At 69.9% G+C, this 13,920-nt stretch carries 12 protein-coding genes; 2 read left to right on the top strand and 10 right to left on the bottom strand.

The features are described from left to right. Window positions 1-413 precede the first annotated feature (413 nt). Window positions 414-596: a hypothetical protein gene (locus tag EV683_RS12595; RefSeq protein ID WP_066614202.1), complete on the top strand. Its 183-nt coding sequence runs from the start codon at window positions 414-416 to the stop codon at window positions 594-596. A 617-nt stretch (window positions 597-1,213) separates the two neighbouring features. On the opposite strand, the gene EV683_RS12590 is transcribed toward EV683_RS12595, so the two are convergent. Beyond that, window positions 1,214-1,516 carry a hypothetical protein gene (locus EV683_RS12590; RefSeq protein ID WP_066614203.1) on the bottom strand — a complete coding sequence of 101 codons (303 nt, stop codon included), beginning with the start codon at window positions 1,514-1,516 and terminating at the stop codon, window positions 1,214-1,216. A gap of 127 nt (window positions 1,517-1,643) precedes the next feature. Further along, window positions 1,644-2,072 (bottom strand): ProQ/FINO family protein, encoded by a 429-nt coding sequence (locus EV683_RS12585; RefSeq protein ID WP_131863013.1) that lies wholly within the window; start codon window positions 2,070-2,072, stop codon window positions 1,644-1,646. Between the two features lie 372 nt (window positions 2,073-2,444). Here EV683_RS12585 and EV683_RS12580 point away from each other — a divergent pair, with 372 nt between their 5' ends. Further along, a complete protein-coding gene (locus EV683_RS12580) occupies window positions 2,445-4,502 on the top strand; it encodes a TonB-dependent receptor family protein (RefSeq protein WP_131863012.1) in 2,058 nt (685 codons plus the stop codon). A 69-nt stretch (window positions 4,503-4,571) separates the two neighbouring features. Here EV683_RS12580 and EV683_RS12575 read toward each other — a convergent pair whose 3' ends face one another. From EV683_RS12575 to EV683_RS12540, 8 genes are all read right to left on the bottom strand, one after another. Further along, the gene (locus EV683_RS12575; protein WP_131863011.1) at window positions 4,572-6,092 is read right to left on the bottom strand and encodes a DHA2 family efflux MFS transporter permease subunit; all 1,521 of its coding nucleotides are present in this window, start codon (window positions 6,090-6,092) and stop codon (window positions 4,572-4,574) included. Then, complete coding sequence (locus EV683_RS12570; protein WP_131863010.1) at window positions 6,089-7,255, bottom strand: HlyD/EmrA/EmrK family protein; 1,167 nt, start codon at window positions 7,253-7,255, stop codon at window positions 6,089-6,091. Before EV683_RS12570 ends, EV683_RS12575 begins: the two co-directional genes overlap by 4 nt. Window positions 7,256-7,447: 192 nt before the next feature. After that, window positions 7,448-7,963: a MarR family transcriptional regulator gene (locus EV683_RS12565; RefSeq protein WP_131863009.1), complete on the bottom strand. Its 516-nt coding sequence runs from the start codon at window positions 7,961-7,963 to the stop codon at window positions 7,448-7,450. A 20-nt stretch (window positions 7,964-7,983) separates the two neighbouring features. Then, a complete protein-coding gene (miaA, locus tag EV683_RS12560) occupies window positions 7,984-8,940 on the bottom strand; it encodes a tRNA (adenosine(37)-N6)-dimethylallyltransferase MiaA (RefSeq protein ID WP_131863008.1) in 957 nt (318 codons plus the stop codon). Between the two features lie 26 nt (window positions 8,941-8,966). After that, entirely contained in the window at window positions 8,967-9,653 is a 687-nt protein-coding gene (locus tag EV683_RS12555) for an aspartate/glutamate racemase family protein (protein WP_131863007.1), read from the bottom strand. Between the two features lie 32 nt (window positions 9,654-9,685). Beyond that, a complete protein-coding gene (gene sbcB / locus EV683_RS12550; RefSeq protein ID WP_131863006.1) occupies window positions 9,686-11,128 on the bottom strand; it encodes an exodeoxyribonuclease I in 1,443 nt (480 codons plus the stop codon). A gap of 189 nt (window positions 11,129-11,317) precedes the next feature. Then, entirely contained in the window at window positions 11,318-13,237 is a 1,920-nt protein-coding gene (gene mutL / locus EV683_RS12545; RefSeq protein ID WP_131863005.1) for a DNA mismatch repair endonuclease MutL, read from the bottom strand. Further along, window positions 13,234-13,878 (bottom strand): DedA family protein, encoded by a 645-nt coding sequence (locus EV683_RS12540; RefSeq protein WP_066613497.1) that lies wholly within the window; start codon window positions 13,876-13,878, stop codon window positions 13,234-13,236. Before EV683_RS12540 ends, mutL begins: the two co-directional genes overlap by 4 nt. Between the last annotated feature and the right edge of the window lie 42 nt (window positions 13,879-13,920).

The raw sequence follows: 13,920 nt of genomic DNA, 5'->3' as shown, positions 1-13,920 counted from the left end.
GTGCGGGTTCCCGTGTGAAAGTAGGTCACCGCCAGACGCCCCTCAAGACCACGCCCCGAGCCCATGCTCGGGGCGTCGTCGCTTTGCGACGTCGCCGGAAACGGGGGACGTCGGATAGATCAATATTCCTTTTGATAAAGAAAATTTAAAGATGGGTGAGTGTGCCAGTCATGAACGTTGCTGTCGTTCGTGCTGGCTGTCTCTGTTTTCAGACGCTCAACTAATTTTATGCAATATTTCTTGGTGATGAGACATTTTGTGGCATATTCTGTGTCGAACTGATCGGTCGGCAGGGTGGGCGGGTCGTTCGATCAGGAGCGGACAAGAGCATGCTGGAAAAATGCTTCTTTAGAAGATATTCTTAGAGTGGCGTGATCAGCGCCCGAACCCAAAGCTATAAAAGGAGACGTTCCATGGAAGAGAACAAACTGTCGCTGGCTGATACCTTCAACATGCGGAATCTGGCGGTCAACGAGGTTCAGCACCTTGTCGGGGAAATCAAGAATGATCTGGTCGACCTGCGCGCACTGGCGACCGAACAGCAGGCGGTGGGTATTGCTGCCAAGATCGACGCGATTCTGGAGAAGCTTTCCTGAGCGAGTCGGTGACGCGCGTTTGCCCTGACGGGGCATCGGCGTGGAAGGGCAAGGCTGAGATAGCCTTGCCTTTTTTTGTACGGCTCATGATGTCTTTACGCGTTACTATCGTTCGCGGTTTTCAGAATGTTCTGCTCGGCGAGACAGATCGACGGCGTGCTGCCGACGACGCGCACAGCCGCGAGGGGGCGACAATTCGTGTTACGCGGACTGGTTTGGGCGGCGCCCGTGTTTTTCCACGCGAGGGCGCTTTATCGAGTGGGCTTGAGTTGGCGGCGCTTTGCCGACTTGCGCGGCGCGCGTCCTCGGTATGCTCGGTGGCAGCGTCGATGCGCAGAGGGGGAGGATCCTGGCCGAGGACGGCGTGCTCAAACGCATCACCGATGGCGAAACCCTGATGCGCGTGCGGCGCGTGAGCGCCTCGACCCGGTTGCGCTGGATTGCGGCGCGGGCCGCTACAGGCTGGAGCGGCTCGCTCAGCTGGCTGCCTGCGGTCAGGCCATCGCCGCGCCGGAGGCCGCGAGCGCGCTGCCGCGCCGTTCGAGCGCTGCACAATTGATGCCGCGTATCGACGCGGCGATCGCACGTTTGCGCGCGCAGGGGGGGCTGAATGGCGGCTAGTGCTCGAGGCCGACCTCGAACACCGGCTCGGGTACGCAGCGCATCCATTCCTCGAACGCCAGGCAGTGCGCGCGCGCTTCGGCCTCGCGCCAGGCGTCGATCAACTGGTCGGCCTCGTCGATGCCGGTCGGGTAGCCGCGCAGTTGCTCGAGCGCGTAGTCGTGCGCCCACTTGGCGAAGGTGGTCGAATCTTCCGAGCCGAAGTGCTCGATCAGCGCACGGCGGAAGTTGATCTCGAATTCGCGGGCGTCGACCGGCGTGTACTGCGGCTTGACGAGTCGGATGGTGAGGCGGGGCATCGCGTGCGGCTCCGTCGGATGGGCGGTGGGGTCAGTATACGGGTTCGAAATATAATTTAAAATATAACGCATGGTGTGAAAACGGCCCGCTGCAAGGCGGGCCGCTGCGTTCGGCTGGCGGGCCGGTTTATTCTGCGCTGGGCGCTTCTGCGGTGGCCGGGGCCGGGGCCGGGGTGGCGGCGGGGACCGGTTTGGCGGCCGGCTTGTCGGCCAGCGCGTCGTAGCGCTGCTGGGCTTCGGCCTTTTCTTCCTCGCTGATCACCGCGGTTTCGCGGCCCTTGAGGTCGTAGCGCTTGCCGCCCTTGGCGAGCGACTTCAGGTAGCGCGGTTTCTTGCAGTGGTTGGTGAGCACGCGGGTCACCAGCGCCGGGTCGAACTGCGACAGCTCGGCGATCAGCACTTCGTGGATGCCGATCGCCAGCGGGCGAAACTGCTTGAAGACCGCGTACTTGCTGTACAGATGATCGGCGATCATCTCGGTCTGTTTCTTCTTGCTGAGGGTCTGGACCGCCGACTTCAGGGCGGCGCCCAGGGCGGTTTCCGGTTTTTGCGTCATGGTGCGGTGTGACTCCGTGGTCGTCAGGCCAGCCAAAGGCGTAATCGTACCGCGCTTGCCCCGCCACGGCTACCGCCGCGGTGGGGCAAGGAGGCCGCAGCTTCCCTCGGATGGCGCGAGTGGTCGTCCGTCAGCCCCCGGACGATCGCGATGCGGCCTGGGGGCACGGTCGATCGCGGGGCGACGCCACGATGCGCTTTCTTGCGCGCCGGGCGACGCGTCGGCCGGCGTGCGGTTCCTTGCCGGGTACGACGGGCCGAGCCCTTATCCGGTTCGATGCCGATGCGACACCATGTCGCATCGGCGGCCCGGTGCGCGCCTTCTAGAATGCCCCGACGACGACACATTACGAGAAAACGCATCGGGGGATACATGAAGCAGACAAGAAATGCACGCCGCTGGCGGCGCCTGCCGCTGGCGGCCGCGCTGATGGCGATCGGTCACGGCGCGTGGGGCGACGAGGCGGTGCTGCCCGACGTCGAGGTCAGGGCCGAGCGGACGACGCCGGCGCTGTCGCTGCCGTCGATCGCGGCGGCGCGCGAGGAGCTGGCGCGCGTGCCCGGCGGCGCCGGCTTCGTCGACGTCGACGCCGAACGCAGCGGCCGCCAGGCGACGGTGGCCGATACGCTGGGTTACGCCACCGGCGTGTTCGTGCAGCCGCGCTTCGGCGCCGAGGAGGCGCGGCTGAGCATCCGCGGTTCGGGCCTGCAGCGCACCTTCCACATGCGCGGCGTCAAGCTGATGCAGGACGGCGTGCCGCTCAACCTCGCCGACGGTGGCGCCGACTTCCAGGCGCTCGAGCCGCTGGCCGCGCGCTACGTCGAGGTCTACCGTGGCGCCAACGCGCTGCGCTACGGCGCGACCACGCTGGGCGGTGCGATCAACTACGTGTCGCGCTCCGGCCGCGACGCGCCGGCCTTCCTCGCCCGCGCCGAGGGGGGCAGCTTCGGCTACCGGCGCGCGCAGCTCGCCGGCGGCGGCGTCTCGGGCGAGCTCGACGGCTACGTCAGCCTCAGCCATTTCGGCCAGGACGGCTTCCGCGACCACGCCGACCAGGATGGCCACCGGCTGTTCGCCAACGTCGGCTGGCGCCTTGCGCCGGAGCTTGAGACGCGCTTCTTCGTCGTCGACGCGCACAGCAACTCCGAATTGCCGGGCAGCCTGAGCCGCGCGCAACTGAACGCCAACCCGCGCCAGGCCAACGCGGGCTCGGTCGCCGGCGATCAGAAGCGCGACGTCGACCTGCGGCGCGTGTCGAACCGGACCGTGTGGCACGCCGGCGACGTACAGCTCGAGCTGTCGGCCTTCTACGCACGAAAGACGCTGTTCCACCCGATCTATCAGGTGATCGACCAGACCAACGAGGACAGCGGCGCCGAGGCACGCCTGGTCAGCGACGCGCCGCTGGCCGGCCGTGCCAACCGTTTCACCGTCGGCGTCGCGCCGAGCTGGGGCCGCACGTCGAGCCAGAACTCGGCCAACGTCGGCGGCCAGCGCGGCGCCAAGCTCGACGAGAGCCTGCAGAAGGCCAGCAACCTCGACGTTTACGTCGACAACGAGCACGATTTCGCGCCGGGTTGGCGCGCCATCGTCGGCGGCCAGTGGAGCCAGTCGCGCCGCCGGCTCGACGACAGCTACATTCCGACCGGCCAGGCCGACGCGAGCTTCGATCAGACCTACCGGAACTTCAGCCCCAAGCTCGGCCTCGTGCGCGAGTTCGACAACGGCGCGCAGCTCTATGCGAACTGGTCGGGCAGCTTCGAGCCGCCCAGCCTGTCCGAGATGAGCAGCTACGTGATCAACGCCGGTCTCGAGGCGCAGACCGCGCGTACCGTCGAAATCGGCTCGCGCGGCCGTCTCGACGGCGCCTTGCCCATCGAGTGGGACGCCAGCGTCTACGACGCGCGAGTGAAGAACGAGCTCTTGGCGCAGGCCATGCCGAACAACGCGACCTTGACCTTCAACGTGCCGCGCACCCGCCACCGGGGGCTGGAGCTGGGCGTCACCGCGTGGCCGGCTGAGGGGCTTGCGTGGCGCAACGCGCTGCTGCTCAACCGTTTCCGCTTCGACGGCGACGCGACGTACGGCAACAAGCGGCTCGCCGGCGTGCCCGAGACCTTCTTCAAGAGCGAGTTGACGCAGCGCTTCGGCGCCGGCTACTACGTCTCGGCCAACGTCGAGCTGTCGCCGTCGTCGTACGCGGTCGACCTGGCGAACACGCTGTTCGCCGACCGCTACACGCTGCTCGGCCTGAAGGTCGGCCGCGAGGTGAGCAAGGGCCTGGGCTGGTTCGTCGAGGGCCGCAACCTGACCGACGAGAAGTACGCGGCGACCACCGGCGTCATCCGCGACGCCGGTGGCCAGGACGCCGCGCAGTTCCTGCCGGGCGACGGCCGCGCCTTCTACGCCGGACTGGAGTGGAAACTGTAGGCCCGACCGGCTATGCACGAACGGCTCGGCCAACCGTCACGGGTTGGCCGAGCCGTTTTCGCGTCGGCTTCAGTGCGCCGCCCCGGCCGGCGCGCGGCCGAACGGCGGGCGCGCGAGCCACACCAGCGCGATCAACAGCAGGAACAGCAGCGCCGAGCCCCAGAAGATCTCGTTGGCGCCGATGAAGGCGGCCTGGCGCGCGATCTCGCGCGCGAGCAGCCCGTCCGCCTGCGCGGCGCCCCAGTCCTGCATGGCCAGGCCGTGCAGCGCGTCGGGTTCGAGGCGGCCGGCCAGCTCGGCCAGCCGCGCGTGGTGCAGCGCCTCGCGGCGTTCCCACAGCGCGCCGACCCCCGACGCGCCGATCGAGCCGGCGAGCGTCCTGAGGAAGTTGGCCAGGGCCGCCGCGCCGGCGATTTCTTCGGGCCTGAGACCGGCGAAGCTGATCGCCGTCAGCGGCATGAAGAAGCCGGCGACCGCGAGCCCGAGCGCGAGCTGCGGCCACACCACCGTCTCGAACGCCATGCCGGGCAGGAAGCTCGTCGCGCGCCACGCGAAGCAGGCGGCGAAGGCCAGAAAGCTCGCCGTCACCAGCCAGCGGAGGTCGACATGGCCGACGTAGCGCCCGATCAGCGGCGACAGCAGCACCGGCAGCAGGCCGACCGGCGCGACCGCGAGCCCGGCCCGTTCGGCGGTGTAGCCGTGCTGCGTCTGCAGCAGCAGCGGGATCAGCACCTCGGCGCCGAGGTAGAGCAGGAAGCCGACGCTGGTCGCGACCACGCCGACGGTGAAGTTGCGGCGGCGGAACAGCGCGAGCGCGAGCACCGGGTGCGGCTCGTGACGCTCCCAGACGAGCAGGTAGGCGAGCGCGACGACGGCGACGACGGCCAGCGCGACGATCTCGGCCGACTCGAACCAGTCGAGCTCGCGGCCGCGGTCGAGCAGCAGCTGCAGCGCCCCGACGCCGAGCACCAAGAGGACCAGGCCGACGCGGTCGACCGGCTGCGCCTCCACGCGCGTCTCGCGGCCGTGCAGCAGCCGCCAGGCGACGGCGCTGCACAGCAGGCCGAGCGGCACGTTGATGAAGAAGAGCCAGCCCCAGTGCCAGCGGTCGGCGATCCAGCCGCCGAGCACCGGGCCGCAGACCGGCGCGACGATCACCAGCGTCGACCACAGCGCGAGCGCCATGCCCTTCTTGTCGTCGGGGTAGGCGGCCAGCAAGAGGCTTTGCGACAGTGGGATCACCGGGCCGGCGAGCGCGCCCTGCAGCACGCGACAGGCGATCAGCGCCTCGAGGCTGGGGGCGACGCCGCACAGCCACGAGGCGGCGACGAAGCCGAGCGTCGCGACGAGGAACAGCCTGACCTCGCCGACGCGGCGCGCCAGCCAGCCGGAGACCGGCACCGAGATCGCGTTGGCGACGGCGAAGGAGGTGATCACCCAGGTGCCCTGGCTGGCCGACGCGCCGAGGTCGCCGGCGATGGTCGCGATCGCGACGGTGGCGATGGTGCTGTCCAGCACCTGCATGAAGGCGGCCAGCGACAGCGCTGCGGTCACCCAGGCGCGCGGCGCGCCGGCCAGCGGCGGCGTCATCGCCGCGCGCCCTGGCCGAGGTTGGCCGAGACGATGTCGGCGATCACCCGGTCGACCGCCGCGAGCTGGTCCTCGTAGACGCGCGACACGAAGGCCGGCGCGGTGCGCGGCGCGGCGCTCAGCACCGCGCCGCGCGTGTCGCGCGTGTCGACCCGCACGCTCATCGACAGGCCGAGCCGCAGCGGGTGCGCGGCCAGTTCTTTCGGATCGAGCGCGATGCGCACCGGCACGCGCTGCACGACCTTGATCCAGTTGCCGGTCGCGTTCTGCGCCGGCAGCAGGGAAAACACGCTGCCGGTGCCGGCGGCCATGCCGGCGACCCGGCCGCGGTAGGTGACGGCGCCGCCGTACAGATCGGCCGTCAGCGTCGCCGGCTGGCCGATGCGCATGTTGCGCAGCTGGGTTTCCTTGAAGTTGGCGTCGACCCACATCTCGTGCATCGGCACCACCGCCATCAGCGGCGTGCCGGCGGCGACCTGGCTGCCGACCTGGGCGGTGCGGCGCGCGACGAGGCCGGACACCGGCGCGACGATGTCGTTGCGCTTGAGCGCCAGGTAGCTCGCGCGCAGCTGCGCGGCGGCGCGTGCGACCGCCGGCTGCTGCTGCACCGAGCCGGACAGCAACAGGACCTGGTTGGCCCGGAGCGCCTGCTGCGCGGCCGAGGCGGCGGCGCGTACCGCGACGACGTGGTCGCGCGCGTGCTGCAACTCCTCGGCGGCGATGATGCCGAGTCGGCCGAGCGACTCGCGACGCGCCAGGTCGCCCTCGGCGCGCGCCAGCTCGGCGCGGCGGGCGGCCAGCTGCGCGGCCAGTTGCTCCTGACCGGCCAGCCGGCTCTTCGATTCGCGCACCGCCTGCGCCAGCTCGGCCTTGGCGCGCTCGAAGGCGAGCACGGCGTCGGCCGGGTCCAGCCTGACGACGACGTCGCCGGCCCTGACCCAGTCGGTGCTGTCGACCGCGACGGTGGTCACCGTGCCGGCGACCTGCGCGTTGACCGGCACCAGGTTGCCGCCGACGTAGGCGTTGTCGGTCGACTCGCCGTGGCGCAAGACCTGATGCCAGTAGGCGCCCCAGGCGAGGCCGGCGGCGGCGAAGACGACGGTGAGGCGCGCCAGTTGCGCGCGGCGCGGGTGGGCCCGCTGCGGGGCGGCGCTGTCGGGCATGGGCGGTCTCCTGTACGCGGGGCGTGCGTCCCGTCACCTCTTGTCGGAAAGAATGATGATTGCGTTATTTGAAGTCATCAATAACACATAAATAATATGCTTTTGAGGTTTTTGCGCGAGAGACGCCGACGCCAAAACGGCTCGGCCAACCTTTGCGGTTGGCCGAGCCGTTTTGGCGTTTAGGGAAGGGGGTCAGCCGCCGAGGCGGGCGAGCAGTTTGCGCAGCAGGCTTTCCATCGCGACCTTCTCGGTGTCGGAAAAGCCGCTCCACAATTCGCGCATGTGCGCGTGGCGCGACGGAATCAGCCCCTCGATGAAGGCGCGCCCGGCGGCGGTGAGGATGAGCTTGGTCTTGCGCCGGTCGTCGGCGCACGCTTCGCGCACCGCCCAGCCTTGCTGGACCAGCTCGTCGACGACGCGCGTCGCGTTGGTGCGCGAGAAGGCGAGCGAGTCGGACAGGTCGGACGGGTAGACCGTCTCGTCCGGCCGCGTGTACAGCATCATCAGCGCCATCCAGATGGTGTCGTTGATGCCGTGTTCCCTGAGACCGGCGTTGAAGTAGTCGGTCAGCTGGCCCTGCACGTGGAAGTAGAGGCGGGTCAGCAGCACTTCCTGCTGCGGCACGCCGGGCAGCCGGCGCGCGACGAGGCCGATGGCGTCCTCGCAGGCCTTGAAGCTCGGGTTGCTGATGGCGGATTGATCGTTCATGCGCGTTATGGTAACCCGCGTTAGCAACCCGGACAAGCGCGCTCGCGCCAGGCGCGCGCGGCGGCCAGCGCCGGCGTCACGAGCTCGGCCTGCTGGCAGTCGATCGCGACGAGGTTGTCCATGCCGCGCAGCCAGGTCAGCTGGCGCTTGGCGAGCTGGCGCGTCGCGGCGACGCCGGTGTCGATCAGCGTCTGGCGGCCGATGCGGCCGTCGAGGTATTCCCAGGCCTGGCGGTAGCCGACGCAGCGCATCGACGGCAAGTCGAGCGACAGGCTCGGCCAACGTTGGCGCAGCGCGACGAGCTCGTCGAGCAGGCCGGCGTCGAGCATTTTTTCGAACCTGAGCGCGATGCGCGCGTGCAGCCAGGCGCGCTCGGCGGGCAAGAGCGCGAGCTTGAGCAGATTCAGCGTCGGCGCGCCTTCGCGGCCGCGCGCGATCAGTTCGGACATCGGCCGGCCGCTCAGCTCCCAGATTTCCAGCGCGCGCTGGATGCGCTGGCTGTCGGCCGGCGCGAGCCGCGCGGCGGTCACAGGGTCGACCTCGGCCAACCTTTGGTGCAGCGCCGGCCAGCCGCGCTCGGCCGCCTCGGCGTCGAGCCGCTCACGCAGCGCCGGGTCGGCCTGCGGCAGGTCGGACAGGCCTTCCTCGAGCGCCTTGAAGTAGAGCATGGTGCCGCCTGCGAGGATGGGCAGCCTGCCGCGCGAGGCGATGTCGGCGATCGCGGCCATCGCGTCGGCGTGGAACTGCGCGGCCGAGTAGGCGTCGGTCGGGTCGATGACGTCGATCAGGTGGTGCGGCACGCCGGCCATCTCGGCGCGGGTCGGCTTGGCGGTGCCGATGTCCATGCCGCGGTAGACCAGCGCCGAGTCGACGCTGATCACCTCGCCGTCGAGCGCCTGCGCCAGCGCGACGGCCAGCGCCGTCTTGCCCGACGCGGTCGGGCCCATCAGGAAAAGGGCGGGAAGCGGGGTGTTCATGGCCGGCATTGTAGCGCGCGGGCCGCTCAAGCGGCGCCGAGCATGAAGTCGAGCGCCGCCGCGACGTGCAAGTCGGTGCTCTCGAACAGCGGCAGCGTCACGTCGCTTTGCCGGATCGCGTGCGGCAGCTCCGAGCAGCCCAACAGCAGCGCGTCGCAGCCGGCTTGCAGCGAGGCGACGTCGGCGAGCAGGGCGGCGCGCGTGTCGGGCCGCAGCTGGCCCTGCGCGAGCTCGTCGTAGATCGCGCGGTCGATCGCGGCGCGGCGCGCGGCGTCGTCTGGCACGCGCGTCGCGATGCCCCAGCGCTCGGCCAACCTCGTCCGGATAAACGGCCCTTCCATGGTCGAGCGGGTGCCCAAGAGCGCCAGCGTTTTCACGCCCTGCGCGGCCAGTTGCGCGCCGATCGCGTCGGCGATGTGGATCAAGGGCCGCGTCGTCGCCGCCGCGACCGCGTCGGCCGCCTTGTGCAGGCTGTTCGACGCGATCAGGAGCGCGTCGGCGCCGGCCGCTTCCAGCCTTTGCGCCGCGTCGGCCATCAGCGCAGCCAGCGCGGCCGCGTCGGCGGCCTCCACGTCGGCGTAGTCGAGGCCGACGAGCACGCAGCGCGCGCTGTGCGGCAGGCCGAGGCGCGCCTCGACGCCGCGGTTGAGCCGCTGGTAGTAGGCGGCGCTGGATTCCCAGCCGATGCCGCCGATCAGGCCTATCGTCTTCATCGTTTTCCTCCTCGGCCAACGTTGGCCGAGCCTCAGGCGCGCGCCAGTTCCGCGGCGAGCGCGTCGGCGTACTCGCGCAGCTCGGCGAGCAGCAGGCGGCCGTCGCGGCTGGCGGCCTCCTGCAGCGCGTCGATCTCGGCGAGGCAGGCGGCGTGCGTGCGGCCGGCCGGTTCGCCGTCGATCAGCTTCTTCTTGCACCAGGCCATCCAGTGGCGGCGCTCGTCGGCCGACAGCGATTCGGGGAAGTTGCGCGCGCGGTAGCGCTGCACGAGGCGCGCCAGCTGCGCGTCCTCGAAGCGCGGCGCTTCCTTCGCGAGCTTGTCTGCCGGCATCGCGCGCAGCGCGGCCAGCGTCTTGCGGTCGGCGTTCGAGACGAAGCCGCCGTAGAGGTTCTCGTCGACGTCGGGGACGCTCGCGTCGGCCGGGCGCTGGTAGACCGCCTTCCAGGTCGGCGAAAGGTCGGGCAGGCGCGCGATGGCTTCGGCGTGGCCGAGCGCGGTGTTCATGTCTATGCCCCAGTGCGCCGCGCGCTCGGCCGACAGCACCTTGAGGTTGGCGACCACGAACGGCGACTTGTTCAGGTGCACCGTCTTGATCGGCAGCCGTTCGACGCCGTCGGGCAGTTCGTCGGCGCGGCTGAACAGGCGCAGCCGGATCTCGTCGGCGGACAGCTCGGCCAACATCGCCGGGTCGTGCGCGAGGTCCCAGACGATCACCTCGTTGGCGTTGCTCGGGTGCTGCGCCAGCGGCCACACCAGCGCGAGATTGCCGCGCTCGACGCCGTACATGCCCGACACGTGCAGCGCCGGGCGCGGCGCGTGCGGGTTCAGTTGTTCGCGCGCGGCGTCCTTCTTGCGCAAGGAAAGATAGAAGTCGAACAACCTGGGCTGCTTTTGCTTGATGAGGCGCGCCAGCGCGATGGTCGCGCGCACGTCGGAGAGCGCGTCGTGCGCCGCCTCGTGGACGAGGCCGTTGGCCTTGGACAGGTGTTCGAGCTTGAAGCTCACCCGCCCGTCCTCGTGCTCGGGCCAGGCTATGCCGTCCGGGCGCAGCGCGTAGCAGGCGCGCACCAGGTCGAGAAGGTCCCAGCGACCGCAGCCGTCGCGCCACTCGCGCGAGTAGGGGTCGATCAGGTTGCGCCAGAACAGGAAGCGGGTGACCTCGTCGTCGAAACGGATCGAGTTGTAGCCGACGCCGATGGTGCCCGGCTGCGACAGCTCGCGTTCGATCACGCCGGCGAATTCGTGCTCGGCGACGCCGTCCTCGAGGCAGCGCTGCGGCGTGATGCCGGTCAACAGGCAGGCCTCGGGCGAGGGCAGGTAGTCGGGCGTCGGGCGGCAGTACAGCATCACCGGCTCGTCGATCTCGTTCAGCTCGGCGTCGGTGCGCACGCCGGCGAACTGCGACGGCCGGTCGCGGCGCGGCTCGGCGCCGAAGGTCTCGTAGTCGTGCCAGAAGAAGGTGTGGGAGGACATGGGCAAGGCGGACGAAGGCAAAGCGGCGATTGTCGCACCGGGCGGCGGGCTCGGCCAAGCGCGGGCGCCGCAGGCGGGGGGATGCTGCACCCGGCCCCTGCGCAGGGCATCGCCGGATCGCGGCTCTTGCCCGCCGCTTCGCGCTCGCTGGTGTGCTGCGAGGAGAGCCTTGCGCCGCGGCCGGCGGCTTCAGCGGCCGCGCAGGAACAGGCCGTCGAGGTCCTTCATCGTCAGCCGCACCCAGGTCGGGCGGCCGTGGTTGCACTGGTTGGAGCGCTCGGTCGCCTCCATGTCGCGCAGCAGCGCGTTCATCTCGGCCAGCGTCAGCTGCCGGTTGGCGCGCACCGCGCCGTGGCAGGCCATGGTCGCGAGCAATTCGTTGCGCCGCTCGGTCAGCGCGCGCGACAGGCCGACCTCGCGCACGTCTTTCAGCACCGCGCGCGCCAGCTCGACCGCGTCGCCGTCCTTGAGCCACACCGGCACCGCGCGGATCGCGAGCTGGGTCGGCGACAGCACCGCCAGTTCGAGCCCGAGCCGTTTCATGCCCTCGCCGTGCTCGTCGACGGTGGCGACCTCCATGCGGTCGGCGGACATCGCCACCGGCAGCAAGAGCGGCTGCATCGGGATCGCGTCGGTTTCGAGCGCGGTCTTCAGCCGCTCGTAGACGATGCGCTCGTGCGCGGCGTGCATGTCGACCAGGATCAGCCCGTCGACGTTCTGCGCCAGGATGTAGACGCCGTGCAGCTGCGCGAGCGCGAAGCCCAGCGGCGGCAGCGCGCCGTCGGTGTCGAGCTTGTCGAGGCCGGCTGAGGGGTTGGCCGAGCTCGCCGGCGGGAAGGGCGACGGCGCGAAGCCGCCCGCGGCCGGCTCGGCCAAGGTTGGCCGAGCGGCGGCCAGCGCCGCTTCCTCCTCGCGCACGCCGCCGAACAGCGCCGCGTAGCCGGCGACCGCCTCGCGCGCGACCGACAGCGGCAGCGGGGTCTGCTGGTAGAGCGTCCGCGCCGCCGGCGCGCCGACCGGGGAGGGCGCGGCGGCGAACGGCGACGACGGCGCGGCAAGGTTGGCCGAGCCCGCCTGCGCGGTCTCGAGCGGCGCGCCGGCAGCCGACGGCGTGCTGCCGGCGGTGGTCGCGGCCAGCGTCTTGTTCAGCGCGTGGAACACGAATTGGTGGATCGCCTGCGATTCGCGGAAGCGCACCTCGATCTTGGTCGGGTGCACGTTGACGTCGACGCCCTCGGGCGGCAGCGACAGGAACAGCGCGTAGCACGGGTGGCGCTCGTGGTGCAGCACGTCGCGGAAGGCCTGGCGGATCGCGTGCTGCGCGGTCTTGTCGCGCACGAAGCGGCCGTTGACGAAGAAGTACTGCGCGTCGCGGCTCGCCTTCGAGTAGGTCGGGCTGGCGACGAGGCCGAACAGCGCCAGGGGGCCGGCCTCGGCCTCGACCGCCAGCGCGGCCGACGCGAAATCCTTGCCGAGGATGGCCGCGACGCGCTCGGGCGCCGACTGCTTGGGCAGCCGTGCGACCACCTTGCCGTTGTGGCGCAGGATGAATTCGACGAGAGGGTGCGCCAGCGCGATGCGCTCGAAGGTGGCCGCGCAGTGCGCGTACTCGGTGGCTTCGGACTTGAGGAATTTGCGCCGCGCCGGCGTGTTGAAGTAGAGGTCGACCACCTCGACCGTGCTGCCCTCGGCGTGCGCGGCCGGCTCGACGGGGTGCAGCGCGCCGTCGATCGCGACGATGCGGTGCGCGTGCGCCGCGCCCCGCTGGCGCGAGATCAACGTCAGGCGCGACACCGACGCGATGCTGGCGAGACCTTCGCCGCGAAAACCGAGCGTGCCGACGCTCTCGAGGTCGCTAAGGTCGCGGATCTTGCTCGTCGCGTGCCGGTCGAGCGCCAGCGCCAGCTCGTCCTTCGCGATGCCGCAGCCGTCGTCGCTGACGCGGATCAGCTTGATGCCGCCCTGCGCGAGGTCGACCGCGATCTTCGTCGCGCCGGCGTCGAGGCTGTTTTCGAGGATCTCCTTCAGCGCCGACGCCGGGCGCTCGACCACCTCGCCGGCGGCGATCTGGTTGACCAGGTGGTCGGGCAGGCGCCTGATCTTGCTCATGCGCGCGCCGAGCGCCGGTGTCGCATGAATTCGATCACGCCCGGCAGGATCGATACGATGATGATGCCGACGATCAACAGCGACAGGTTGGACTTCACCGCCGGCAGGTTGCCGAACAAAAAGCCCAGGTAGGTGAAGCTCGCGACCCAGACGACGGCACCGACGACGTTGAAGGCCAGGAACTTGCCGTAGCTCATCTCGCCGACGCCGGCGACGAAGGGCGCGAAGGTGCGCACGATGGGCACGAAGCGCGCGAGGATGATGGTCTTGCCGCCGTGCCTTTCGTAGAAGGCGTGCGTCTTGTCGAGGTAGACGCGGCGGAAGATCTTCGAGTCGGGGTTGGCGAACAGCTTCAGGCCGAGCCGGCGGCCTATCGTGTAGTTGACCGTGTCGCCGAGGATGGCGGCGGCGATCAGCAACGCAACCAAGAGGTGCACGTCCATCTGGCCGGTGGCGGCCAGCGTGCCGGCGACGAACAGCAGCGAGTCGCCCGGCAGGAAGGGGGTGACCACCAGGCCGGTTTCGCAGAACACGATCAGGAACAGGATCAGGTAGATCAGCGGGCCATGGGCTGCGACGAGCTCGGCTAGGTGCCGGTCGATGTGCAGGACGAAATCGATCAGAAAAGTAAGGGCTTCCATGGCGGCGATTGTACCGCGAAGGCAGCCCTGGCCCAAGGTTGG

It is taken from the genome of Crenobacter luteus, assembly GCF_004345725.1.
Taxonomy (GTDB): domain Bacteria; phylum Pseudomonadota; class Gammaproteobacteria; order Burkholderiales; family Chromobacteriaceae; genus Crenobacter; species Crenobacter luteus.
This window is presented reverse-complemented; position numbering and strand designations above follow the sequence as displayed.

Excerpts from the sequence above, each read along its gene's own strand:
- EV683_RS12595 (WP_066614202.1), top strand. The coding sequence starts at position 414 with ATGGAAGAGAACAAACTGTCGCTGGCTGATACCTTCAACATGCGGAAT.
- EV683_RS12590 (WP_066614203.1), bottom strand. The coding sequence starts at position 1,516 with ATGCCCCGCCTCACCATCCGACTCGTCAAGCCGCAGTACACGCCGGTC.
- EV683_RS12585 (WP_131863013.1), bottom strand. The coding sequence starts at position 2,072 with ATGACGCAAAAACCGGAAACCGCCCTGGGCGCCGCCCTGAAGTCGGCG.
- EV683_RS12580 (WP_131863012.1), top strand. The coding sequence starts at position 2,445 with ATGAAGCAGACAAGAAATGCACGCCGCTGGCGGCGCCTGCCGCTGGCG.
- EV683_RS12575 (WP_131863011.1), bottom strand. The coding sequence starts at position 6,092 with ATGACGCCGCCGCTGGCCGGCGCGCCGCGCGCCTGGGTGACCGCAGCG.
- EV683_RS12570 (WP_131863010.1), bottom strand. The coding sequence starts at position 7,255 with ATGCCCGACAGCGCCGCCCCGCAGCGGGCCCACCCGCGCCGCGCGCAA.
- EV683_RS12565 (WP_131863009.1), bottom strand. The coding sequence starts at position 7,963 with ATGAACGATCAATCCGCCATCAGCAACCCGAGCTTCAAGGCCTGCGAG.
- miaA (WP_131863008.1), bottom strand. The coding sequence starts at position 8,940 with ATGAACACCCCGCTTCCCGCCCTTTTCCTGATGGGCCCGACCGCGTCG.
- EV683_RS12555 (WP_131863007.1), bottom strand. The coding sequence starts at position 9,653 with ATGAAGACGATAGGCCTGATCGGCGGCATCGGCTGGGAATCCAGCGCC.
- sbcB (WP_131863006.1), bottom strand. The coding sequence starts at position 11,128 with ATGTCCTCCCACACCTTCTTCTGGCACGACTACGAGACCTTCGGCGCC.
- mutL (WP_131863005.1), bottom strand. The coding sequence starts at position 13,237 with ATGAGCAAGATCAGGCGCCTGCCCGACCACCTGGTCAACCAGATCGCC.
- EV683_RS12540 (WP_066613497.1), bottom strand. The coding sequence starts at position 13,878 with ATGGAAGCCCTTACTTTTCTGATCGATTTCGTCCTGCACATCGACCGG.